The 21,765-nt window shown below is 63.2% G+C and carries 30 protein-coding genes and 1 tRNA gene; 17 read left to right on the top strand and 14 right to left on the bottom strand.

Going from position 1 to position 21,765, the window contains the following annotated elements:
- Positions 1-3 precede the first annotated feature (3 nt).
- Together AC0SZ7_RS25010 and AC0SZ7_RS25005 are read right to left on the bottom strand one after the other, a co-directional pair.
- Entirely contained in the window at positions 4-1,395 is a 1,392-nt protein-coding gene (locus tag AC0SZ7_RS25010; protein ID WP_475506893.1) for a sensor histidine kinase, read from the bottom strand.
- Positions 1,373-2,056 carry a response regulator transcription factor gene (locus tag AC0SZ7_RS25005; RefSeq protein WP_027981497.1) on the bottom strand — a complete coding sequence of 228 codons (684 nt, stop codon included), beginning with the start codon at positions 2,054-2,056 and terminating at the stop codon, positions 1,373-1,375. The genes AC0SZ7_RS25010 and AC0SZ7_RS25005 overlap by 23 nt, the downstream gene beginning before the upstream one ends.
- 234 nt (positions 2,057-2,290) lie before the next feature.
- Between AC0SZ7_RS25005 and AC0SZ7_RS25000 the strand changes: the two genes are divergently transcribed.
- Positions 2,291-2,767, top strand: coding sequence for a hypothetical protein (locus AC0SZ7_RS25000; RefSeq protein ID WP_475506892.1), 477 nt, complete (start codon positions 2,291-2,293; stop codon positions 2,765-2,767).
- Between the two features lie 83 nt (positions 2,768-2,850).
- Positions 2,851-3,816, top strand: coding sequence for a sensor domain-containing diguanylate cyclase (locus AC0SZ7_RS24995; protein ID WP_475506891.1), 966 nt, complete (start codon positions 2,851-2,853; stop codon positions 3,814-3,816).
- Between the two features lie 38 nt (positions 3,817-3,854).
- Here the strand turns inward: AC0SZ7_RS24995 and pbpG are convergent, their stop codons facing one another.
- Positions 3,855-4,772 carry a D-alanyl-D-alanine endopeptidase gene (gene pbpG, locus AC0SZ7_RS24990; protein WP_475506890.1) on the bottom strand — a complete coding sequence of 306 codons (918 nt, stop codon included), beginning with the start codon at positions 4,770-4,772 and terminating at the stop codon, positions 3,855-3,857.
- A 221-nt stretch (positions 4,773-4,993) separates the two neighbouring features.
- Between pbpG and AC0SZ7_RS24985 the strand changes: the two genes are divergently transcribed.
- Positions 4,994-5,554, top strand: a complete 561-nt coding sequence (locus AC0SZ7_RS24985) for a hypothetical protein (RefSeq protein ID WP_475506889.1) — start codon at positions 4,994-4,996, stop codon at positions 5,552-5,554.
- A gap of 140 nt (positions 5,555-5,694) precedes the next feature.
- On the opposite strand, the gene AC0SZ7_RS24980 is transcribed toward AC0SZ7_RS24985, so the two are convergent.
- Entirely contained in the window at positions 5,695-5,892 is a 198-nt protein-coding gene (locus AC0SZ7_RS24980) for a hypothetical protein (RefSeq protein WP_475506888.1), read from the bottom strand.
- Between the two features lie 138 nt (positions 5,893-6,030).
- On the bottom strand, positions 6,031-6,348 hold the full coding sequence (locus AC0SZ7_RS24975) for a hypothetical protein (protein WP_475506887.1): 318 nt from the start codon (positions 6,346-6,348) through the stop codon (positions 6,031-6,033).
- 178 nt (positions 6,349-6,526) lie between these two features.
- Between AC0SZ7_RS24975 and AC0SZ7_RS24970 the strand changes: the two genes are divergently transcribed.
- On the top strand, positions 6,527-7,345 hold the full coding sequence (locus AC0SZ7_RS24970) for a shikimate 5-dehydrogenase (protein WP_475506886.1): 819 nt from the start codon (positions 6,527-6,529) through the stop codon (positions 7,343-7,345).
- Here the strand turns inward: AC0SZ7_RS24970 and AC0SZ7_RS24965 are convergent, their stop codons facing one another.
- Positions 7,346-7,999 carry a YceH family protein gene (locus AC0SZ7_RS24965; RefSeq protein ID WP_475506885.1) on the bottom strand — a complete coding sequence of 218 codons (654 nt, stop codon included), beginning with the start codon at positions 7,997-7,999 and terminating at the stop codon, positions 7,346-7,348.
- 122 nt (positions 8,000-8,121) lie between these two features.
- Here AC0SZ7_RS24965 and AC0SZ7_RS24960 point away from each other — a divergent pair, with 122 nt between their 5' ends.
- Entirely contained in the window at positions 8,122-8,631 is a 510-nt protein-coding gene (locus tag AC0SZ7_RS24960; RefSeq protein WP_475506884.1) for a DUF1993 domain-containing protein, read from the top strand.
- A gap of 188 nt (positions 8,632-8,819) precedes the next feature.
- Positions 8,820-9,980 carry an MFS transporter gene (locus tag AC0SZ7_RS24955; RefSeq protein WP_475506883.1) on the top strand — a complete coding sequence of 387 codons (1,161 nt, stop codon included), beginning with the start codon at positions 8,820-8,822 and terminating at the stop codon, positions 9,978-9,980.
- Between the two features lie 2 nt (positions 9,981-9,982).
- Here AC0SZ7_RS24955 and nhaR read toward each other — a convergent pair whose 3' ends face one another.
- Entirely contained in the window at positions 9,983-10,876 is an 894-nt protein-coding gene (gene nhaR, locus AC0SZ7_RS24950) for a transcriptional activator NhaR (protein WP_475506882.1), read from the bottom strand.
- Between the two features lie 113 nt (positions 10,877-10,989).
- Between nhaR and AC0SZ7_RS24945 the strand changes: the two genes are divergently transcribed.
- Positions 10,990-11,742, top strand: coding sequence for a TerC family protein (locus AC0SZ7_RS24945; RefSeq protein WP_475506881.1), 753 nt, complete (start codon positions 10,990-10,992; stop codon positions 11,740-11,742).
- Positions 11,743-11,773: 31 nt separating this feature from the next.
- Here AC0SZ7_RS24945 and AC0SZ7_RS24940 read toward each other — a convergent pair whose 3' ends face one another.
- The gene (locus AC0SZ7_RS24940) at positions 11,774-11,980 is read right to left on the bottom strand and encodes a hypothetical protein (RefSeq protein ID WP_475506880.1); all 207 of its coding nucleotides are present in this window, start codon (positions 11,978-11,980) and stop codon (positions 11,774-11,776) included.
- Between the two features lie 209 nt (positions 11,981-12,189).
- Here AC0SZ7_RS24940 and AC0SZ7_RS24935 point away from each other — a divergent pair, with 209 nt between their 5' ends.
- The gene (locus AC0SZ7_RS24935) at positions 12,190-12,873 is read left to right on the top strand and encodes a peptidase C39 family protein (RefSeq protein ID WP_475506879.1); all 684 of its coding nucleotides are present in this window, start codon (positions 12,190-12,192) and stop codon (positions 12,871-12,873) included.
- Positions 12,874-12,915: 42 nt separating this feature from the next.
- On the opposite strand, the gene AC0SZ7_RS24930 is transcribed toward AC0SZ7_RS24935, so the two are convergent.
- Complete coding sequence (locus AC0SZ7_RS24930) at positions 12,916-14,199, bottom strand: NAD(P)/FAD-dependent oxidoreductase (RefSeq protein ID WP_475506878.1); 1,284 nt, start codon at positions 14,197-14,199, stop codon at positions 12,916-12,918.
- Between the two features lie 175 nt (positions 14,200-14,374).
- Here AC0SZ7_RS24930 and AC0SZ7_RS24925 point away from each other — a divergent pair.
- The 5 genes from AC0SZ7_RS24925 (at position 14,375) to AC0SZ7_RS24905 (ending at position 16,454) form a co-directional block, all read left to right on the top strand.
- Positions 14,375-14,451 (top strand) — tRNA-Val (locus tag AC0SZ7_RS24925).
- 159 nt (positions 14,452-14,610) lie between these two features.
- A complete protein-coding gene (locus AC0SZ7_RS24920; protein WP_475506877.1) occupies positions 14,611-14,958 on the top strand; it encodes a hypothetical protein in 348 nt (115 codons plus the stop codon).
- Between the two features lie 160 nt (positions 14,959-15,118).
- The gene (locus tag AC0SZ7_RS24915) at positions 15,119-15,307 is read left to right on the top strand and encodes a hypothetical protein (protein WP_475506876.1); all 189 of its coding nucleotides are present in this window, start codon (positions 15,119-15,121) and stop codon (positions 15,305-15,307) included.
- A 9-nt stretch (positions 15,308-15,316) separates the two neighbouring features.
- Positions 15,317-15,640, top strand: a complete 324-nt coding sequence (locus AC0SZ7_RS24910; protein ID WP_475506875.1) for a hypothetical protein — start codon at positions 15,317-15,319, stop codon at positions 15,638-15,640.
- 163 nt (positions 15,641-15,803) lie between these two features.
- Positions 15,804-16,454, top strand: coding sequence for an SPOR domain-containing protein (locus tag AC0SZ7_RS24905; RefSeq protein WP_475506874.1), 651 nt, complete (start codon positions 15,804-15,806; stop codon positions 16,452-16,454).
- Here AC0SZ7_RS24905 and AC0SZ7_RS24900 read toward each other — a convergent pair.
- Positions 16,451-16,594, bottom strand: coding sequence for a hypothetical protein (locus AC0SZ7_RS24900; RefSeq protein ID WP_475506873.1), 144 nt, complete (start codon positions 16,592-16,594; stop codon positions 16,451-16,453). The genes AC0SZ7_RS24905 and AC0SZ7_RS24900 overlap by 4 nt on opposite strands.
- Before the next feature lie 26 nt (positions 16,595-16,620).
- Positions 16,621-16,914: a DUF6388 family protein gene (locus AC0SZ7_RS24895; RefSeq protein WP_475506872.1), complete on the bottom strand. Its 294-nt coding sequence runs from the start codon at positions 16,912-16,914 to the stop codon at positions 16,621-16,623.
- Positions 16,915-17,186: 272 nt separating this feature from the next.
- Here AC0SZ7_RS24895 and AC0SZ7_RS24890 point away from each other — a divergent pair, with 272 nt between their 5' ends.
- Positions 17,187-17,759, top strand: a complete 573-nt coding sequence (locus tag AC0SZ7_RS24890) for an SPOR domain-containing protein (protein ID WP_475506871.1) — start codon at positions 17,187-17,189, stop codon at positions 17,757-17,759.
- 60 nt (positions 17,760-17,819) lie between these two features.
- Positions 17,820-18,338, top strand: coding sequence for a GNAT family N-acetyltransferase (locus AC0SZ7_RS24885; RefSeq protein ID WP_475506870.1), 519 nt, complete (start codon positions 17,820-17,822; stop codon positions 18,336-18,338).
- Here the strand turns inward: AC0SZ7_RS24885 and AC0SZ7_RS24880 are convergent.
- The 3 genes from AC0SZ7_RS24880 to AC0SZ7_RS24870 form a co-directional block, all read right to left on the bottom strand.
- The gene (locus AC0SZ7_RS24880; RefSeq protein ID WP_475506869.1) at positions 18,305-18,673 is read right to left on the bottom strand and encodes a hypothetical protein; all 369 of its coding nucleotides are present in this window, start codon (positions 18,671-18,673) and stop codon (positions 18,305-18,307) included. The two genes, AC0SZ7_RS24885 and AC0SZ7_RS24880, sit on opposite strands and share 34 nt — an antisense overlap.
- A gap of 36 nt (positions 18,674-18,709) precedes the next feature.
- Positions 18,710-19,774, bottom strand: coding sequence for an endonuclease/exonuclease/phosphatase family protein (locus AC0SZ7_RS24875; RefSeq protein WP_475506868.1), 1,065 nt, complete (start codon positions 19,772-19,774; stop codon positions 18,710-18,712).
- 79 nt (positions 19,775-19,853) lie between these two features.
- Entirely contained in the window at positions 19,854-20,153 is a 300-nt protein-coding gene (locus tag AC0SZ7_RS24870; protein ID WP_475506867.1) for a DUF1654 domain-containing protein, read from the bottom strand.
- A gap of 137 nt (positions 20,154-20,290) precedes the next feature.
- Between AC0SZ7_RS24870 and AC0SZ7_RS24865 the strand changes: the two genes are divergently transcribed.
- Together AC0SZ7_RS24865 and AC0SZ7_RS24860 are read left to right on the top strand one after the other, a co-directional pair.
- Complete coding sequence (locus tag AC0SZ7_RS24865; RefSeq protein WP_475506866.1) at positions 20,291-20,515, top strand: YgdI/YgdR family lipoprotein; 225 nt, start codon at positions 20,291-20,293, stop codon at positions 20,513-20,515.
- Positions 20,516-20,756: 241 nt separating this feature from the next.
- On the top strand, positions 20,757-21,713 hold the full coding sequence (locus tag AC0SZ7_RS24860) for a sugar ABC transporter substrate-binding protein (protein ID WP_416425661.1): 957 nt from the start codon (positions 20,757-20,759) through the stop codon (positions 21,711-21,713).
- Positions 21,714-21,765: the final 52 nt, after the last annotated feature.

The raw sequence follows: 21,765 nt of genomic DNA, 5'->3' as shown, positions 1-21,765 counted from the left end.
CGATCACACTCGCGCTTTGCTTTGACGGCAATGCAGTGCCAGGCTGGCACCGCCTTGTTGGCTGTTGCCCACTTCAAGGGTGAAACCGTGCAGGTTGACGATGGCGGCCACGATCGACAGCCCAAGGCCGAAGCCCGGTTGGGTGTTGTCGTCGTCGCAGCGGTAGAAGCGCTGGAACACCGCCTCGCGCTCTTCCTGGGGAATACCGGGCCCCGAGTCCTGAACTTCGATGCAGGTGCTGTCCAGCTCGTTGCGCGCGCGCAACACCACCACGCCACCGGGCGGGGTGAACTTGATCGAGTTGCTCAGCAGGTTGCCGATGGCCTCGAACAACAGTGCGCGGTCGCCGTTGAGGCTGGGCAGTACCTGGGGCGAATCCAGTTCCAGGCGCAGCTCGCCTTCTTCCGCCAGCGGCAGGTAGAAGTCGTGCAGCTCGTGTAGCAGCGGCAAGGGGTCGAATTCCACGAAGCCGGAGCGACGCTGATGGTCTTCCAGCTCGGAAATGCGCAGCAGGCCGCGGAAGCGCGCCATCAGCGTGTCGGTCTCGGCAATCACACCGTCCAGCTGCAGGGCGTGGTCGGAGTCCATGCCGGCCTGCTGCTGGATGCGGTACAGCTGGGCGCGCAGCCGGGTCAGCGGCGTGCGCAGGTCGTGGGCGATGTTGTCGCACACGCCCTTGACCTCCATCATCAGCCGCTCGATACGGTCGAGCATGGCGTTGACGATGGCCGCCAGCATGTCCAGTTCGTCACGCCGGTTGGACAGCGGCAGGCGCTGGGTGAGGTCGCCGGCGACGATGGCGTCGGCGCTGTCCTGGATCGCCCGGATGCGCCGTAAGGGCCGCCTGCGCAGCAGGTGCCAGCCCGCAGCCCCGGGAATGATGGTCAGCGATATGCCCCACAACAGCGCGTGCAGAATGATTCGCGTCACGGCGAACAGCGAGCCGTTGTCACGCACCAGCACCAGCCAGCGCCCGTCCTGGGTGGCCATGGCCACCGCGTCGCAGCCCTGCTGGGGCAGCTTGGGGTCGTCGGAGTCTATGCAGTCATCCAGTTCATAGATGTTGCCGTCCAGGGCCACGCCCTTGGGTATTTCCTTGAGGTCGCCACCCACCGGGCGCAACTGCGCGTCGAACAGCCCGTAGGCGTCATAGGCACGGTTGTCGAAGGTCTCGCTGGCCGACAGCGCGTCGTCCAGGGCCTGGCCGCTGAAGCGCGAGAACAGGTGCTGGCGCTGCATGAGGGAATGGCGCGCCAGGCTGTTCAGGTAGTCCGACACCTCGTAATAGAGCACACCCATGAGGATGCAGCTCCAGGCCACGAAGAGAAAACTGTAGAGCGCCAGCAGGCGACTGCTGGACGAGCGCCAGCCCTTAGAGGGGTTCGGCAATGACATAGCCGGAGCCCCGAACGGTCTTGATCAGCGCAATGGCGCCAGGCGGATCGATTTTCTTGCGCAGACGGCCGATGTGCACGTCGATCAGGTTGGTGCCCGGGTCGAAGTGGTAACCCCAGACTTCCTCGAAAATCATCATGCGGGTGAGGATCTGCCCGGCATTGCGCATCAGGAATTCCAGCAGCTTGTATTCGGTGGGCAGCAGGTTCAGGGCCTGTTCGCCACGACGCGCTTCACGGGTGATCAGGTCCAGCTCGAGGTCGGCGACCTTCAGGGTCGTGTCGACGTCGGCGACCGTGCTCTTGCGGCGCAGCAGAACTTCGACGCGGGCGGCCATCTCATCCGAGGCGAACGGCTTGGTCAGGTAGTCGTCGCCGCCGGCGCGCAGGCCGCGCACGCGCTCGTCCACGTCGGACAGGGCGCTGATCATCAGGATTGGCGTAGACACGCCAATGGTGCGCAGGGTGGTGACAATGGCCAGGCCATCCAGCTCGGGGAGCATGCGGTCCAGGGTGATAACGTCATAGTTGCCGCTGACGGCCTTGACCAGGCCCTCGCGGCCATTATCGACCCAATCAACTTCAAGGCCGTGGCTGCTCAGTTCGGCCACGATTTCCTTGGCTGTCACGGCATCGTCTTCGATGGTCAAAACGCGTGTCATGGTGTTGTACCTGGGATTTCGACTGTTGAGCGGCCATTGTGCCGATTTTTACCTGTCGCCTTGCTGAAGATTATTTCATCTATAGGGGTTTGCCATAGAGGGCTCTAAACCGTGGGTTTGCGCGGTGTCCGGGGATGTATCGCCGAGGTATCCCATGTGTTACACGATATTTCTAAAGCTGCGGGATGCCCTGTCGATGACACATGAACCATCTTCCCTTAAAGGAATTTCGTCATGTCCAGCATCAGCAACATCTCCTCGGGGCTGCAGATCAGCACCACCACTACCGCCAAGTCGACCGCAGCCACCACCGCGACCACCGATGACACCTCCGCCACGGCGACCAGCACCGATGGCACCACCACCGGTACCTCGTCCACCACCGCCAGCGCGGCTGGCGGCGCGGCAGGTGCAGGCGGCGGCGGTAGCAGCAGCAGCGATAGCGACAGCAGCTCCAGCAGCTCCGACACCGTGACCGAGCTGCAAAAGCAAATCGCCGAGCTGCAAAAGCAGCTGCAGACCCAGCAGCAGGCTGTACAGAAAGCCCAGGCCACCAAGGACGAAGACGCCAAGGCCGCAGCCGTCGCTACTGCCCAGGCCGCCGTATCGGCCACCTCGGCCGAGATTTCCTCGCTGACCGCCGAGCTGTCGCAGGCCCTGGTCGACGAAGGCAGCAGCACCACCGGCTCCACCGTCAACACCACCGCCTGATGTTTTGGGGCCAGTTGTCGTGCACCCGCACTTATGGACTAGGCTTAGCAGAATCTGCAAAGCCTGGACTCTGGAGTGTTTCGATGCTGGCCCCAGCCAAACCGGTGAACGAAGCCGAGCGCGTGAGCACGCTGCGCTCGATGAATATCCTCGATACCGCGCCCGAAGAGCGCTTCGACCGCCTGACGCGCCTGGCGCGCCGGCTGTTCGACGTGCCCATTGCGCTGGTCAGCCTGGTGGACGTCAACCGCCAGTGGTTCAAGTCCTGCCAGGGCCTGACTGCCAGCGAGACGCCGCGCGATATCTCCTTTTGCGGCCACGCCATTCTCGGTGATCAGGTGTTGATGATCCCCGATGCCACCAACGATGAGCGCTTCCATGACAACCCGTTGGTGACCGGTGACCCGCACATCCGTTTCTATGCCGGTTGCCCGCTGCGCGTGGGCAACGGCGCGAAGATCGGCACGTTGTGCCTGATCGACTCGCGGCCGCGCATTCTCGATGCCGAGGAGCGCGAACTGCTGCGTGACCTGGCGAGCATGGCCGAGCAGGAAATCGAGGCGCTGCAGCTGGCGACCATCGATGACCTCACCCAGGTTTCCAACCGCCGTGGCTTCGAGGCCCTGGCCGAGCACGCGCTGAGCATCTGCAAGCGTATGAACACCCCGGCCTCGCTGCTGTTTTTCGATTTGAACGATTTCAAGAAGATCAACGATACCTGGGGCCATGCCGAGGGCGACCGGGCGTTGGTGGCGTTTGCCGAGACGTTGCGCGAGGTGCTGCGCGAGATGGATTTGGTCGGGCGCCTGGGCGGCGACGAGTTCGTGGCCCTGCTGATGGGCTCCAACGCCCAGGATGGCGACTTGATTGCAGGGCGCCTGAAGGAGGCGCTGGCGCGCAAGAACGCCGAGGCCCAGCGCGGCTATGACATTCGCTACAGCATTGGCCGGATAGAGTATGACCCGGCCAGGCATGATTCGATCAAGCGCTTGCTGGCCGAGGCGGATGCGGCCATGTACGCGCACAAGCAGGCCAGCCGCCGGCACTGACCCTGCCGGGCAGGGTCAACGCGCGGTGGCGGTGGCGGTCAGTCGACCTGGCGGCCGTGCTTGTCGGTCTTGTAGCGCAGGGCCACGGCGGGGGCGGCGGTGCCACGGCCGGTTTCGACCCAGTTGCGCAGGCGGGTGGCGTCGGCAAAGGTGGTGAACTTGCCGAAGGCGTCGAGGATGACCATGGCCACCGGGCGGTTGCCCATGGTGGTCAACAGCACCAGGCAGTGGCCGGCCTGGTTGGTGAAGCCGGTCTTGGTCAGGCGAATGTCCCAGTTGTTCTTGTTTACCAGGTGGTCGGTGTTGTGGAAGCCCAGGCTGTAGCTGGGTTTCTTGAAGAACACGGTTTTCTCGCGGGTGGTGCTCAGCTCGCGCAGGGTAGGGTAGTGCTGGGCCGCGATCAGCAGCTTGCTCAGGTCGCGGGCGGTGGAGGTGTTGTTGATGGACAGGCCGGTGGGTTCGGCGTAGTGGGTGTGGCTCATGCCCAGGCTGCGCGCCTTGGCGTTCATGGCATTGATGAAGGCGTTGTAGCCGCCCGGATAGTGCTCGGCCAGGGTAGTGGCGGCGCGGTTTTCCGAGGACATGAGGGCAATCAGCATCATGTCGTGACGGGTCAGCTCGCTACCCAGCTTGACCCGCGAGAACACACCGCGCATCTCCGGGTTGTGGCTGATGTTCACGTCGATCATCTCGTTCATGTCCTGCTTGGCGTCCAGCACCACCATGGCGGTCATGAGCTTGGAAACCGAGGCAATCGGCACGACGTTGTCGGCGCGGTTCTCGTAGATCACCTTGTTGGTCTCCAGGTCGATCAGCAATGCGCTGCCCGACGCCAGGCGCAACTGCGCGGGATCTCGTTGGGAAACAGGTTTTTCGGCAGCAACAGCGTTCGACGTGACGGCAGCAGTACCTGTCAGAACAAGCAACAGGCTGAGGATAGAAAGGGAGGTTTTCACGTGTAGCGCTCGCTAAAAAGTAGATAAGCCGTTTGTGACGGGTTGTTCTTGAAAAAACGCAGTAGTTTATGAGTATGGCTCAGCAACTGTCGATTGGCTGGCGGCCTTAAACCCCTGTAATAAAAAAATAAAAGTGATATTTCATGTTCGCTCGCCGTCCAAGGGCGGTCCGGCGAATATCTCCTTCCAAAAACGCTAAAAAACGACTCGGGAGTCGCGCAATGCTTAAGGGTTTCTTCAGCAAGGATTACAGGGCGCTGCTGCTCTGGGGCAGTGTCATCGCAGTGGTCCTGCTGTTGTGTGCGTTCATTCAAAAACCGTTGGATGCCCTGGCCTGGATTCAGGCCGTGGCGGTGGTCATCGCGCTGATGCTGGCCATTGCCGTGCCGGCGCTGCAGCGCAAGCAGGAAACCGCCGTGCAGCACAAACAGTGGCGTGACGGCCAGGTGGGCTATGCGCGGCGCCTGCAATACCTGGTGCTGGAGTTCCAGGAGCTGCTGAACCAGGTGGGCGTGAGCATGGCGCACTGGCGCGCCACCGACCGGCATCGGGTGCAGGCGATGCTGCAGGACTACCTGCACCGGTTGTTCGAGTCGCACAAGCATGACCACAACGACGACCGCATTGTCATCGCCCATGAACTGCGCCAGGTGGTGAATGCGCTGGCCGACGAGCTGGAAAGCGGCCGCTCCGACCGCGCGGTGCTGCAGGGCCTGGAAAAACGCCTGCAGAAACTGGCCCAGCGGGCGCAGGCGAACGTGCTGATGGCCGAGCGCGCCTGACCTCTCACCTGTAGCCGCTGCCTGCCGGCAGCGGCTACAGGTGAGAGTGCGATGGTTATTCGCGGGAATTAAAAAGCCCCGCGACGCAGGCGGGGCAAGGGGGTGCGAGAGCAACGCACGGGATGAATTCGGGGTGCAGGTCAGTGGGTCGCCGCCAGTTTGGCCGGTTGCGCAGCCGTGAAGCTCAGGGACAAGGCCCTGGCCTGGTCCAGCGACAACAGCGGACCGCTGAGCGGCTCGCCGTCCTTGACCACGTACCAGCAGGCCAGCAACCCCAGGTCGCGAAGGTTGGCGGGTACGGCGCTGCCGATGACTGACATGATGTTGACGGTGTTCATGGCTGACTCCTGCGAAACATGTGCCCAGCATAGGGCGCTGCAGGAGTGCCGGGAAATCACCGCTTTCAATAGTGATCATTGACCCGACACATCAGCTCACCGCAACCGCCCGGGGGGCGAATGCGGTGGCGATGCGTATTACCAGCCCGGGCGGCCGTAGTAGTAGCGCGGCGGCGGTGGCGGCGCGTACACAGGCTGCGCGTACACGACCGGCTGCGGCGCGTAGTACACCGGCGGCGGTGGGGCAACGTACACGGGTGGCGGTGGCGCGGCGTAGACCGGCTGCTGAACCACTACCTCGCGTGGGGCCAGGGCAGAGGTCACCACGGCGCCGACAACAGCGCCACCTAGAACGGCACCCAACACACCTGGACCACCACCGCCGTGGGCGGACGCCTGGCCAGCTGCGGCGAGGGCGCCGATCAGCAAGGCAATCTTGGGAAGCTGACGAATCATGACTTGTTCCTCATATTACGATTCCAGTACCTGGCACCGGATGGTTGATCCAAGGACTGTCGCACTACTATGACAGCGAATTTGTAAGAATCTGCGACGGTGTTTGGTAAATTTTGTGTAAGGTCTGAAACCACAGTGTCCTTACATTTCAGTTACATGCCAGTGATGGAGCCTTGCAATGCCCATGATCCCCACACGCGACACCGTACTTTGCATGTCCCTGGCCGGGCGCCCGGGCACGTTCGGCGTGCGTTTCCACAACCATCTGTATGAACAGCTGGGTCTCGATTATTACTACAAGGCTTGCAGCACCAGCGATCTGCCGGCAGCGGTTGGCGGTATCCGCGCCCTGGGAATCCGGGGTTGCGGGGTGTCGATGCCGTTCAAGGAAGCGGTCATCGCGCTGGTCGATGAGCTGGATGCGTCGGCGGCAGCCATTCAGTCGATCAATACCGTGGTCAATGATAACGGCCATTTGAAAGCGTACAACACTGATTATATCGCCATTCGTCAACTGATTGACCGTCATAGCCTGCCGCCCGACACCACCTTCGCCCTGCGCGGCAGTGGCGGCATGGGCAAGGCGGTGGCTTCGGCGTTTCGTGATGCCGGCTTCACCAAGGGCACCCTGGTGGCACGCAACCCCGAAAGCGGGCCGGCGCTGGCGCGCCAGTTGGGTTACCAATGGCGTGCCGAGCTGGGTGAGCTGCGCCCGCAGATGCTGGTGAACGTGACGCCTGTCGGCATGAGCGGCGGCCCCGAAGCCAACGACCTGGCGTTCCCGGCGCCCGCCGTGGAAGCCGCCAGTATCGTCTTCGACGTGGTGGCGCTGCCGGCGCTGACGCCGTTCGTGCAGTTGGGCCAGGCGCTGGGCAAGCAAGTGATTACCGGGCTGGAAGTGATCGCCCTGCAGGCGCTGGAGCAGTTCGTGCTGTACACCGGCGTGCGGCCCACCGATGAGCAGGTGCGCCTGGCCACCGAATACGCCCGCAGCTGATTACTCCAGGCGCGCGAGCCGCTCTTCCAGGGCGGCGATGCGTGCCTCCAGCGCTTCCACGCGCTCCAGGGTCACGCCACTGTCGTGGCTGCTGCGTTCGTTGCTGCTTGCCTGGCGGCTGGCCAGCAGCGCATCCATGTCCACCGGGCCGCCCAGGGCGTGGGTGTAGCGGTCTTCGCGCTGGCCGGCCTGGCGTGGCAGGTGCAGGGCATAGCCGCGCGCTACCAGGCGCTCAAGCTGGTGCAGCACCTGCTCGCTGTCCTCGAAGTCGTGCATGCGGCTGCTGCGGGTGAGCAGTTCGTTGACCGTCTGCGGGCCGCGCAGGAACATCAGGCCCATCAGAATCAACTGTGCCGGCACCAGCTCCAGGGCCTTGTCCAGGCGCTGTTCCCAACGGTCGGCGCGGCTGCCCATCACCAGGCGGGTCATCTCCCGGCCTTCCAGCATGCGCAGGCTGTGGCCGACCTCGCCCTGGGTGAGGTTCATCACCGGCTCGCGGCTGGTTTTCTGGTTGCAGGCCAGCACCAGTGCGTTGAGCGTCAGCGGGTAGGTTTCCGGGTTGGTGGCCTGCTTTTCGATCAGCGCGCCCAGGATGCGGATTTCGCTGGCGCTCAGGGTCAGGTCTTCAGTGGAGGGTGCGGTTTCGGCTGACATGGGGCGCTCCGTGGGCATGAAGGTCGGCGGAAACGCCAGTATGCAATAAAACACCGGACGCCGTGCCGGCACAGGTCTATCATTGCCGGCTCACTGCCCTTAAACCGTTATCAGGAGCTCTTATGAGCATTTCTCTGTACGCTGCCTCCGTTCCCGTCTTCAAGCAATTGCTCGTGGCCCTGGGCGACGTGCTCAAGAAGGCCGAGGACCACGCCGCGGCCCGTAACATCGAGCCGTCGGTGCTGCTGCAGTCGCGCCTGTACCCGGACATGTTCCCGCTGGTGCGCCAGGTGCAGATCGCCGTCGATTTCGCCAAGGGCGTCTCGGCGCGCCTGGCAGGCGTGGAAGTACCGTCTTTCCCCGATACCGAGCAGAGCTTCGCTGACTTGCAGGCCCTGCTGGCCAAGGTGCTGGGCTTCATCGACGGCCTGGCTGCCGCGCAGATCGACGGCCAGGAAAGCCGCGAAATCGTGCTGCGCCCAGGTACCCCGAAAGAGAAGAAACTGAACGGCCAGACCTACCTGCTGCACTACGGCCTGCCGCAGTTCTTCTTCCACGTCACCACCGCCTACGACATCCTGCGCCACAACGGCGTTGAGGTGGGCAAGCGCGATTTCATGGGCGCCTACTGATCGTTTGATCGGGTCGTGTCAGGGATGCCTTGGTGTCCATGACGCGGCACGTGGGAGCGGGTTCTACCCGCGAAAGGTTCACTGCGTATTAACTGATACTACGCGGCGTCTTTTTCGTGGGCAGAGCCCACTCCCGCAGTTGTTTCTACAGGTTGTGTCGTTGTCTTTTCCGCTTTTCTGAGGTTGCAATGCTGTTCCCCATTTTGCTGTTGTCGGCCGCCGGTTTCACCGTGCTGACCACAGAGTTCGTCATCGTCGGCCTGCTGCCGGCGATCGCCCGCGACCTGCACGTCAGCGTGTCCCAGGCCGGGTTGCTGGTTACCCTGTTCGCCTTTACCGTCGCCGCCCTCGGGCCGTTCCTTACCGCGTACTGCGCACGCTTCGAGCGCAAGCGCCTGTTCGTTACCATCCTGCTGTTGTTCGCCGTGGCCAACGTGATTGCCGCCCTGGCGCCGAATATCATCGTGATGGGTATCGCCCGCCTGATCCCGGCGCTGGGCCTGCCGGTATTCTGGGCGCTGGCCAGTGAAACGGCGGTGGACATCGTCGGCCCCGACCACGCCGGCCGGGCCATCGCCAAGATCGGCTTCGGCATCGTCTGTGCCACCGTGTTCGGCATTCCGGTGGGCACCCTGATCGGTGATGCCCTGGGGTGGCGCGCGGCGTTCTGGATCATCGCCGGCGTAGCCCTGGCCAAGGCGCTGCTGCTCACGGTGTTCCTGCCGGTGAGCCCGCCGCGGGGCGAGGAGCGCTCATTGCGCTCGCAGTTCGCCATCCTGCGCAACCCGTTGATGCAGGGCCATGTGCTGCTGTCGATCGTGGTGTTCTGCGGCATGTTCACTGCCTACACCTACCTTGCCGACATCCTCGAACGCCTGGCCGGTTTCGACGGCGCGGTGGTGGGCTGGTGCCTGATGGCGTTCGGCGCCGTGGGCCTGGTCGGCAACTCCCTGGGTGGCCGCCTGGTGGACCGCCACCCGCTGATTGCCTCCATCCTGTTCTCGGCCTTCATGGTCGGCGGCCTGGTGGCCGTGGTGCCCAGCATTCACTCAAGCTTCGGCCTGGCCGTGGCGCTGGCCGTCTGGGGCGTGACCCAGGCGGCGCTGTTCCTGGTCAGCCAGGTGCGCCTGATCAAGGCCGCGCCTCAGGCGCCGGCGTTCGCCGCGTCGCTGAACATTGCCGGTGCCAACCTGGGTATTGGCCTGGGCGCCATCGTCGGTGGCCGGGTAATCGACACCCTGGGCCTGGGCAGCGTCGGGTTCGCCGCCGCCGGCTTCATGCTGCTGTCCATCGCCCTGGCGTGGCTGATGATGAGTTCGCGCCTGGCGGCACCGTCACCTGCTGCCTGACTTCAGGTAAACAGCTCCCGGCGCGCGCCCTCGGTAATGGCGACGATGCCGGGGTGGCTGACCTTGCGCTCCACCGAAATCGCATAAAACGACTCGCGCACCGCCTCGGTCTGGCCTACCAGGGCAACCTGGTGCTGCGCCTGGATTTCCTCGGCAATCACGCTGGGGCCGATGAACAGGCCGCTGCCGGATTGGCCGAAGGCCTGCATCAGTGCGCTGTCGTCGAATTCGCCGACGATGCGTGGCTGGATAAGCTGGTCGCCAAACCAGCGCAGCAGTCGGCTGCGCACCATGGTCTCCTGGCCGGGAATCAGCAGCGGCGCGCCTGCAAGGCTTGCCGGAAAACCTGGGGCGTACTGGGCCGCCAGGGCCTGGGTGGCGAAAAAGCTGATGCCCGATTCGCCCAGCTTCTGGCTGTAGCCCTTGATGTCCAGGTGCGCGGGCATGGGGCTGTCGGAGATCACCAGGTCCAGGCGCTGCACGGCCAGGTCGGCCAGCAGGCGCTCCAGTTTGTCCTCGCGGCAGGTGATGTGCACCGCCTCGGGCAGGTGCATGCTCGGCGCAATCAGCCGATACACAATGGACTTGGGCACCACGTCGGCCACGCCCACGCGCAGGGGCAGCACCTGCTGGCCGGTCTGCCCGCGCAGCAGGGTCTGCAGTTCGTCGCCCAGCTGGAACATCTGCTCGGCGTAGGGCAGGGCCTGGCGCCCGGCGTCGGTGAGTTCCAGCTGGCGGCCGACGCGCTGGAAAAGTTCGATGCCGAAGGTCTGCTCCAGCAGGGTTATCTGGCCGCTGATGGTTTGTGGTGTGAGGTTCAGCTGCTCGGCGGCGCGGGTGATGCTGCCGGTCTTGGCCACGATCCAGAAATAGTGCAGTTGACGGTAATTGAGCATCACAGTGCCGATTCGTAAAAACCGAAGTATAGCGGGTGAAAATACGAATTTTCCTGAGGTGTCAAAGTTTCTAGACTGCGCCGTATCCCCTCGGCCGCATGAGCAGCGCTTCCATGGACTACCTTCTGCAACTCGCTTCCAGCCCCACTGCCTGGATTGCCCTGGCCACCTTGGTGGTGATGGAAATCGTGCTGGGCATCGACAACCTCATCTTCATCTCGATTCTTACCAACAAGCTGCCCAAGCAGTTCCAGGCGCGGGCGCGGCGCATCGGTATCGGCATGGCCCTGGTGCTGCGCCTGGGCCTGCTGAGCACCGTGGCTTATATCGTGCAACTGACCGAGCCGGTCATCGACCTGTTCGGCCAGGCGTTTTCGTGGAAAGACATGATTCTGATCGCCGGCGGCCTGTTCCTGCTGTGGAAGGCAACCCGCGAGATCCACCACAGCGTCGACCCGCGCGCCCAGCATGAGGCCAGCGTCGGCGGCAAGGTGGCCATGGGATTTGTGGGGGCTATCTGTCAGATCCTGATGCTGGACCTGGTGTTCTCCATCGACAGCATCATCACCGCCGTGGGCATGACCGAGCACCTGCCCATCATGATCATCGCCGTGATCAGCGCCGTGCTGGTGATGCTGCTGGCGGCCGAACCCCTGGCGCGCTTCATCAACGACAACCCGACGGTGGTGATGCTGGCCCTGGGCTTCCTGATCATGATTGGCATGACGCTGATCGCCGAAGGCTTCGGCGCCCACGTGCCCAAGGGCTATGTGTACACCGCCATGAGCTTCTCGGCGCTGATCGAAGGCCTGAACATGCTGGGCCGCCGCGCCCGGCAGAAGCGCGAAGCCACAGTGGCGTCGTAAACGGTGGAGTAGCGGTTGCCGCCAGGCTGCGTCAGCCGTTACGCGGTGCCAATGACGCGGCCTCACCTTGGATGGCCGCCCCACGGATGGCCGCCCCACCGTTGCTACGGGGCAGTGCAGGCTTGGGTGGGGCAGGGTGGTGGTGCCGACGGGCGATCCGCATGACCCCCCACAGCATGGCGGCGGCCACCAGGATCCAGGCGCCGATCATCATGACAATCGCCATGGCCAGGCTCATGGGTGCCTCCTCAGGTGTTCACGGGCTTACAAATGACAGTCTAGTCGGTAGCGTGTTTCAGACTATTGACCAAAGGTCGCAGCCTTGGGCTGATTGGCTCTATGGCTGCCTGCAAACTGCGCGCAAACGCTATACCCCGGCCTGGCGGGGGCCTATCATCAGGGGCCCCGCCCCCGATGGGCGGCCTTCCTTTGTCAGTGAGGCTAATTTTGCAGGGACTTGCGCGATTCCAGACCCCCTTCGTGAAACTGTTGGCCCCGGTGCTGCTGGCGCTTGCCGTGGTTGCTTGTGCCGGGCACAAACCGGCGCCGCCCATCAAGGGCTTGCCGGACCGGGTGGAGCTCAGCAGCGTACCGTTCTTCCGCGGCGACACCGAGCAGGGTGCCTCCATGGCGCTGGCCAGTGCGCTGTCGCAGCAGGGCGTGATCATTACCCCCGGCTTGCTGGACAAGTCGCTGCACATGCCGGGTGGCGAAGCCAGGCTGCAGGCCTCCATGCAGGCCACGGCCCAGGAATACGGCATGGTGGTGTACCCCCTGGCTGACGACCTGCCGGCGCTGTTTGCCCAGGTGGCGGCCGGCTACCCGGTGCTGGTGCGGTACATGGATGGTAGGGTCTGGACCAGCCCGCGCTACGCGCTGCTGGTGGGTTATGACCGCTATAAGCAGCATGTACTGCTGCGCTCGGGCAACGAACGGCGCAAGTTGATGGATTTCGCCAGCTTTGACTCGGCCTGGAAAGACGCCGGGCACTGGGCAGTGCTGGTGCAGAAGCCGGGGCAACTGCCAGCCAACGTCGACCGTCAACGCTGGCTCAAGGCCGCCCATGACCTGGGCCAGGCCGGCCAGGAGCAGGCGGCGGCCCAGGCGACGCGCACCCTGGGTGCGCAGTAGGTATGAAAAACGGCACCTTGCGGTGCCGTTTCTTCAACTGCCTTATACGCCCAGGCGGTCACGCAGGCTGTAGTACCAGGCGCCCAGCGCGGTCAGCGGGGTGCGCAGCATTTGGCCGCCGGGGAACGGGTAGTGCGGCAGGTCGGCAAATGCGTCGAAACGCTCGGCCTGGCCGCGCAGCGCCTCGGCCAGCACCTTGCCGGCCAGGTGCGTGTAGGTCACGCCGTGGCCGCTGCAGCCCTGGGAGTAGTAGATGTTGTCGCCCAGGCGGCCCACTTGCGGCAGGCGCGACAGTGTCAGCAGGAAGTTGCCGGTCCAGGCGTAGTCGATCTTCACGTCCTTGAGTTGCGGGAAGGCCTTGAGCATCTTCGGCCGGATGATGGCTTCGATGTTCGCCGGGTCACGGGCGCCGTACACCACGCCGCCGCCGAAGATCAGGCGCTTGTCGGCGGTCAGGCGGTAGTAGTCCAGCAGGTAGTTGCAGTCTTCCACGCAGTAATCCTGCGGCAGCAGGGTCTTGGCCAGCTCGTCGCTCAGCGGCTCGGTGGTGATCACCTGGGTGCCGCACGGCATGGACTTGGAGGCCAGCTCCGGCACCAGGTTACCCAGGTAGGCGTTGCCTGCGACGATGACGAACTTGGCGCGCACGCGGCCCTGCGGGGTGTGCACCACCGGGTTGGCGCCGCGCTCGATTTTCACTGCGGGCGACTGTTCATAGATAGTGCCGCCCAGGGACTCCACGGCCGCAGCCTCGCCCAGGGCCAGGTTCAGCGGGTGAATATGGCCGCCGCTCATGTCCAGCATGCCGCCGATGTATTGGTCGCACGCCACCACTTCGCGGATGCGGCGCTGGTCCATCAGTTCCAGCTGGGTGTGGCCGAAGCGTTCCCACAGGCGCTTCTGCGACTCCAGGTGGCCCATCTGCTTGCTGGTGAGGGCGGCGAACACGCCGCCGTCCTTCAGGTCGCACTGGATGTTGTACTTGGCCACGCGCTCGCGGATGATGCGCCCGCCTTCGAAGGCCATTTGGCCCAGCAGTTGCGCCTGCTTGGGGCCCACGGTGCGCTCGATGACGTCGATGTCGCGGCTGTAGCTGTTGACGATCTGCCCGCCGTTGCGGCCCGAAGCGCCGAAACCGACCCGGGCGGCCTCCAGGACGGTAACCTTGAAGCCGTTCTCTAAAAGAAACAGTGCGCTGGACAGACCGGTGTAGCCAGCGCCGATGATGCACACGTCAGTTTGCACTTCATCCTGCAAGGACGGGCGTGAAGGCGCGGCATTGGCTGATGCGGCGTAGTAGGACTGTGGATAGGGGGTGTTCGCCATTGCTGCAACCTCTGTTTTATATTTTTGACGTGTTGGCGAATCGTACCTGAGATGAAATCGGGATTCCAGCGCTAACTTGAAAGCGTGTTTTGAGCAAAAATTTCGGATATTCAGTAAGTTAGCTCAAAAAGGCGTTGACAGGTCCCGGCAAATCCGTAGAATACCGCCTCACAGCAGGCACGTAGCTCAGTTGGTTAGAGCACCACCTTGACATGGTGGGGGTCGTTGGTTCGAGTCCAATCGCGCCTACCAAACAAAATCCGCTCTGCTGGGCGGTGTGAAAAAGGCGATCCGAAAGGGTCGCCTTTTTTGTTTGCCTGGAGAAAATGTAGCCACAGCTGGCCGGGTGCATAAGCATCCATGCCGTCGTGATGGTAGAGTCGCGCCCCAGACCATTCTTGAGGGAACACTATGCGTAAGCTGTTGAGCGTGATGCTGCTGGTTTCATTGGGCGGGTGCATGTCGGCGAACATGGATCAGGTCCGCAGCGAAGGCGCGTACCGCTCGTTCACGTCGCAGAAGCCGGCAAAGGACGTCGCCCAGTGCATTGAGTACTCCTGGCAGGACGAGGTGTTGTCCGGCGCCGCCGCCGACTCCCACACCGAGCCTGCGAAGGATGGCAGCCTGACCGTGATGGTGGATTCGAAGAACTTTGCCGACGTGCGCCAGGCTGGCGCCGGCAGTTCGGTGGCCTACTTTGCCGAGCGCGGTGTGCCGTTGTCGCAACAGCGGTTGGCGGCGTTGAGCACTTGCCTGTAGTGTTTTCTGTGGAAATCGGTACGAACGCTTTCCATAGGGTGATGTAGGACGCTTCTGATTTGGATTCCTTGGGTTGTTGTGCCGGTAGGGGGTACCCATACTGGCTGCATCGGCACAGTCGGTGCCAGCCCACCCAAGGGATTTTTCAAGGAGTGCAATCATGCCAGGCAAGAAGCCCGCTTTATTTTCCATCTCCACGGCTCCCGCGCGGTTGGGGAGTGTCACCCTGGTTGCTGCCATGGCCGGGAGCGCAACCATTGCCAATGCACTGTTCCCAGGCAACGTCAGCGTGGTTGTGGGGGCGGTGGTGGGGCTGCTGTTTGGCCTCTTCGCGGTTCGAGTGGCCTGAGTGGCGGCGATGGCTATCGAGTTTGATCAGGTCGGCTGGTCCATTGCATTCAGCCTGTTCTGTATCTTTGTCTACCTGGGCTTGTGCGGTACTCGGCGCAAAGCCCCTGGCTTGACGCATGCGGTCATGATTGCGATGTCCTGCTCAAGTGTTATTGCAGCAATTTTGCTGGGCGTTACCGCCTATGGTGCGCCGCCAGAGGACCTGGGTGTCCTCAGGGAGCAGAAGGCTGGCATTTTGCTTGGAGCGCTTGCGATGGGATGGGCGTCGGTGGTGTCTGCTTGTACCAGCGTGATATCGCCGTTGGTATCGCCAGTCGCGGCGGTGGAGTGATCGTGCGGGTCGGTTTCATGAAATCGCGCCTCCCGCCCCCTCGACCGCTTGTCGCCTGCCTGCGCCCCGGCCTATAGTCGGCCTAGGTCTGGCATGGAATGCGCTGCCCTACGCTGCGGCGCTGCTAGAATCATGGGTGTAGTCCCCTCGTGGAGGTCTCATCATGCGCACGCTCTCTGTTGTAACGGTTGCCCTGGCGCTTGCCGGTTGTGGCGACAGCGCCGTACAGGACGCCCACAAGGCCGTGGCCTACAAATTGATGGACCCAGGCTCCGCGCAATTTCGTGAAGACCGCGAGTTGGCGGACGGCAGCGTCTGCGGCGAGGTCAATGGCAAGAATAACTATGGCGCCTATTCGGGCTACGGGCATTACCTGGCGCGCAAGGGCACGGACGGTTTCGAGGTAGTGCTGGACCCGCAGGCCACCAATGCCGACGCCGCCCAGGCGTGCGGTTATCCGTTGGCCGCAGCGCCAGCACCGGTAACTACGCCCACGCCCGTCCAGGCGCCGGCAGCGCCAGTGGCGGCCGCCAAGGGGCCGAATGAAATCGCCGGGGTGAAGTGGTCGGTAAAGGTGGCGTCCACCAGCGCCGAATCGGCTGCGGTGATGAGCAAGAAGCTGGCGGGTTATGGCTACAGCCCGTACGTGGCGCGTGAAGACAACGTAAGCCGCGTGTACGTGGGGCCGTTCGACAGCAAGTCCGAGGCAACCCGCAAGCTTGACCAATTGCGTCGCGACCACAAACTGCGCGGGGTGCTGGTGCGCTACCGCGGGGTGGGCGATTTGCCTGCGCCCGCAGTGGTGCACGGCTAGTCGACGCTGTTGATGCCCTCATCGACGTAGCTGTCGGATTCGTCTGACAGCACCTCGGTAGTGTCGACATCTGCCTCGTCCTGGTCCAGGTCGTTCAGCGGCGCTTCGTCGCCGTGGTCGAATTCAGGGTCGTGGCTCATGGCGGCTCTCCTGGTGGCTCAGTGCATCACGGTTCGATTTCGTTGAACGAGCAGTATTCTTCCCAGCTCATGCCCAGCGCTTCGGCCACTTCCTGATGCACTTCCAGGCGCATGGCCTTCAGTTCCTCCGGGTTTTCTGCGATCAATTCCAGGGTCAGCTCCCAGGGCTCGATGCCCTGTTCCTCCGCCTGGTCGTCGAAGGCCCATTGCAGTTGCTGCTTTTGCTCTTCGGGGCTCAGCGCGCTGGTTTCTTCAAGCAGGTGCGGGTTTGCAGCGGCGAATTTGTCCAGGGCAAGCTGGGTGCGGTCTTTGGCAATCATGGTGGTCTCTAATCAGGCGGTGAGGCGTGTATTTGGGCGGCAAGGTGGCTCAGGGGGCAGCGGCATTGAGCGCCGCCGCCAGCAATATCAGGGCGAACACCAGCAGCAGTATCAGCATTACTAACTTCATCGCTTGTCCTGCGCGCGGCGGTTGCAGATAAACCAGGGTAATTATTACAGGATATCGCTGCGGCACGGTTCCGCTTGCCGGGGCGGGCCCCTGCGCGACGATCGGTGGTAAAATTGGTGGATCATATTCGGGAGGTGGGCGTGTGCGCAAATTGATGGTGGTGGGTGCGGTGCTGATGCTGGCCGGTTGTGGCAGCGCGGTGGAAGAGTCGGCCAAGGCCGTGCTGCTGCACCTCGACAATCCCAAGACCGCGCGTTTCACCAACGTGCGGACCACGGCCAAGGGCGATGTCTGCGGCCAGGTGCGGCAGAAGAACGCTGCTGGCCAGTTCGAAGGCTATCGCAACTATGCGGCCATCAAGACTGAAGACGGCTTCACCGCCATCATCGACGAAGACGGCAACAACCCCAAGGTGCGCGAGGTGTGTGGCGAGGGCCAGGAAGTCGCAGCCAGCGACGCCGCCAGCCCTGCCGCTGCCAATGCCGCCCATGGCTGGGAGGTGCAGATTGTCGACGGCGCCAACATGGGCGCGCTCAGCGACATGACCTCGCGGCTGATCGAGAACGGCTTCATTGCCAGCGTGACCCAGCGTGACGGCAAGCAGTTGGTGTACCTGGGCCCTTTCCAGAGCAAGGACGAGGCCGAGCAGAAGCGTGCGCAACTGCTGGCGTCCCAAGGCATAAAATCGGTGGTGGTGGAGCACCAGGGCAACTGACTGGCCGCGGCGACCGACGGTCGCTTACACTCGGGCTTCACCGACAAGGAGTGCAAGCCCGTGAATGAATCGCCCGATGGCATAAACCTGCAAGCTGCCACCCAGCAACACGCCGAGGGCCTCGCCGCGCTGTACGGCGACCCGGCCGTGGCGCGGCAGGTGCTGCAACTGCCCTGGCCCACCGCCGAGATGTGGAGCAAGCGCCTGGCTGCAGGGGCCGACAATGAACGCCGTGTGGCCCTGGTTGCGGTGGAGCGAGGACAAGTGGTGGGCCATTGCGGGCTGTGGCAAAACGAGCGGGTACGCCTGGCCCATGGCGGTTCACTGGCGATAGGCGTTGCACCACGTTGCCAGGGGAAGGGGGTGGGCAGCCGCTTGCTCGCGGCCGCGCTTGAGGTGGCCGACAACTGGATGGCGCTGCGCCGGGTGGAGTTGACGGTGTACATCGACAACGGCCCGGCGTTGGCGCTGTACCGCAAGTTCGGCTTCGAGGTGGAGGGCGAGCTGCGCGATTACGCGGTGCGCGACGGCGGCCTGGTCAATGTCTACACCATGGCCCGCCTGCGTGCCCCCTTGTAGCAGCGGTGCGAACGCGCCATTTCGTGGCGCACGCAACCCTGGTAATACGTCTGCTTCACGGCCATCGGGCGCAGGCGCGAGCGGCTGTGGTAGGTCTGCTCGGTAATGCCCAGCGCCATCTTGCGCATCCACGGCTGGCTATAGCGATGCTGCTGCACCTTGCGCCGCGCGCTGTACAGGGTAACGCCCGACAGTTTCCATTGTTGCGCCTGGCGCGCAGCCTCCGCGCCCCACTGGCACATGCCGCGGTCGTGGCGGCTCAGGTCGCGCGCCATCGCGCTGCCAGCGGCGGTGGTCAGCACTAGCGCCAACAGGGCCAAAATCACACGTCTCATCAATCACCTCATCTGAAAGTTAAAGCGCTACCCGCATCAACGGCAGTTGCCGGCGATGTGATAGTGGGCCGCGAGGGCTGCCGCCTCGCTGTCGAATTCCACCCGGTTCTTGGCGGCAATGGCGCCGTAGGAGGGGCAATCCGGGCGGTGGTAGGTCATCGAGGTGCGGTTGCCGCGCACCGCGCCTGCGGCGGTGCTGGCGGCACTGGCCACCTGCCGGGTGGTAGCCGGTGCAGCTGGCTGGGTAGCGGCGAACGGCGCCGGTTTGCCAGCGGTCTTGCCGCCCATCACGACGTCCATGAAGATCGGCGCATGGTCGGAGACCGCCGCGCGGCCCTTGGCATTGGTCATCTTCAGGTAGCTGGGGTAGTCGAACACCTTCACGCTCTTGACGTTGATGGTGCTTTCGTTGGCCACGAAGATGTTGTCGTAGAGGTTGGCGAACTGGCCGTCGGTGGTCGCCAGCGTGCTGGCGCCCTGCAGCATTAACGGGCGCGCGCTGGTGCGCAGGCCGGCCCAGGCGGTGGAGGTGGGCGGGGTATTGAAGTCGCCCATCAGCATGATGTTGGTGTTGCCGTCATATACGCTTTTCAGCCAGTCCCAGTAGTCGCCCAGCACGGCGATTTCCTTGGTGCGGTCGGCCACGGTCTTGCCGTAGTGAATGTGCACGGTGGCGGCGACGAAGGTGGTGTTGTCCTTCAGGTTGCGGAAGCGCGCCGAGTACGGTTCGCGCTCGAAGTGGTCGCCTTTGTCGAGGTAGGTCACGGCGCCGTCTTCGTAAGAGACAGCGTCGTCACGCCAGACGAACCCGTACATTTCCTTGTAGGAGCTGCGCCCGGTGGCGTGGGAGGCCATGGCCGACCATTTCTTCCCGGTGGCCTGCTCCAGGGCTTTCTGCAGGGCGGTCAGGCCGTCCTCGTTCATCAATTCCTGTACCGCTAGAAAGTCGACGTTCTGTGCCACTTTGGCAATGCTGGTGAAGTCCTTGCCCGGGCGCACGCTGAGGTGCTCCAGGTTCCAGGTGCCGATGCGCACATCGGCAAAGGCCTGCCCGCAGACAAGCATCAACGCCAGCAGCGCCGTGGTTAATTTCCTGAACATGCATGATTCCAATCAAAAACGAGGGGAGGGGCAGGCCATGTGTGCGGCCTGCCACCATGAGAAGCACGATGACGCGGGCTCAGTCTTCCTTGGGCACGACCCAGAAAATCTGCACGCCGCCGTCGTCACGCCAGGCGAGGGTGACGTTGTCGTTCTCGCCGATCTCCTCCAGCAGCTGCGCCCAGTCCTCGGGCGATTCGTGGTCCAGCTTGAAAATCAGCGCCGACTTGGCCTTTTGGGCGGTGGGGGCGTTGATGATTTTCGAGATGCGCAGACCCAGCTGTTGGTAGCTGTCGAGCGGGGAAGGGGCTGAAGATGTGTTGGCCACGAAGCATTCCTTATTTTGCTGTACGTGCATACAGTATTTCACTGTGGGCAATTTCGCAACGGGTCTACTGAAGAAGCGCGCTTCTGACCGTGAATTTCACGATTTGCTGCGCGAGCAGGAAATTTTTCTGTTTATTCGCAGCTCTCATGCTGTAGGAAGCCTACCCTCATTGCCCCAGGAGACGTCAGATGAATACCCGGAACCTGATCATCGCCAGCGCGCTGGTGGCCACTGCCAGCCTGGCCGCTTGCTCCACCGAAACCGTGGTCACCTTGCAGAATGGCACCCAGTACATCACCCGCGCCAAGCCGGACACCAAGACCGCCGACGGTTTCTATGAGTTCACCGATGTCTCGGGCAAGCACGTGCGCGTGCGTGCCGACGAGGTGGCGACGGTCAAGCCCGAAGACTGATGGCCACAGCTGCGCTATGCTGTGACCACGGGTGGTTTGGCCACCTGTAGGACTTTCCCCACGCCTGTGAACTGCCCCGCAGGCGCTGCAAAATTCGCCGCCCAACCCGTTGACAAAGTTGCGCGGCGTTCGCATAGTTCACTCTCGCAAACGTTTGCGTTGAGGGATCCCCGCTTTATCCTTTCAGCACGATCTCTGCACACATCCGCTGCAAAAAATAATCATAAGATCGGAGTGACCCATGAAATTGCCATTCGCTGGACGTTTCCTCGCTGTCTCCCTCCTGGCCGCCGTCTGTGCCGCCGCCCCGTTGTCCCAGGCCATTGCCGACACCACCAAGCCAAAAGTGGCGCTGGTGATGAAGTCGCTCGCCAACGAATTCTTCCTGACCATGGAAGACGGCGCCAAGGACTACCAGAAAGCCCATGCTGCCGACTTCGACCTGATCTCCAACGGCATCAAGGACGAGTCCGACACTGCCAACCAGATCCGTATCGTCGAGCAGATGATCGTCTCCAAGGTCGACGCCCTGGTGATCGCCCCGGCCGATTCGAAAGCCCTGGTGCCGGTGATCAAGAAAGCCATGGACGCCGGTATCACGGTGATCAACATCGACAACCAGCTGGACCCGGCCGTGCTCAAGAGCAAGGACATCAGCGTGCCGTTCGTGGGGCCTGACAACCGCAAGGGTGCGCGCCTGGTAGGCGAATACCTGGCCAAGCAACTGAAGGCCGGCGACCAGGTGGGCATCATCGAAGGCGTGCCTACCACCACCAACGCCCAGCAGCGCACCGCCGGCTTCAAGGACGCCATGGACGCCGCGCAGATGAAGATCGTTTCGGTACAGTCGGGCAACTGGGAAATCGACAAGGCCAACGCCGTGGCCTCGGCCATGCTCAGCGAATACCCGGACCTCAAGGCCCTGCTGGCCGGCAACGACAGCATGGCCCTGGGCGCGGTGTCCGCCGTGCGCGCCGCCGGCAAGGCCGGCAAGGTGCAGGTAGTGGGTTACGACAACATCAACGCCATCAAGCCGATGCTCAAGGACGGCCGCGTGCTGGCCACCGCCGACCAGTTCGCCGCCAAGCAGGCGGTGTTCGGCATTCAGGCCGCGTTGAAGATGATCAAGCACGAGCCCGTGGACGGCGCTGCCAATGGCGTCATCGAAACCCCGGTAGAGCTGGTCACCAAGCCCTGATTCCCTGCATTGCCGCGCCCGCGCTTCCCTGTAACGGGAGGCGGGCGCCTGG

It is taken from the genome of Pseudomonas sp. JC1203, assembly GCF_056175065.1.
Note: the sequence above shows the minus strand (reverse complement) of the source record. Positions and strands in the feature narration are given on the sequence as shown.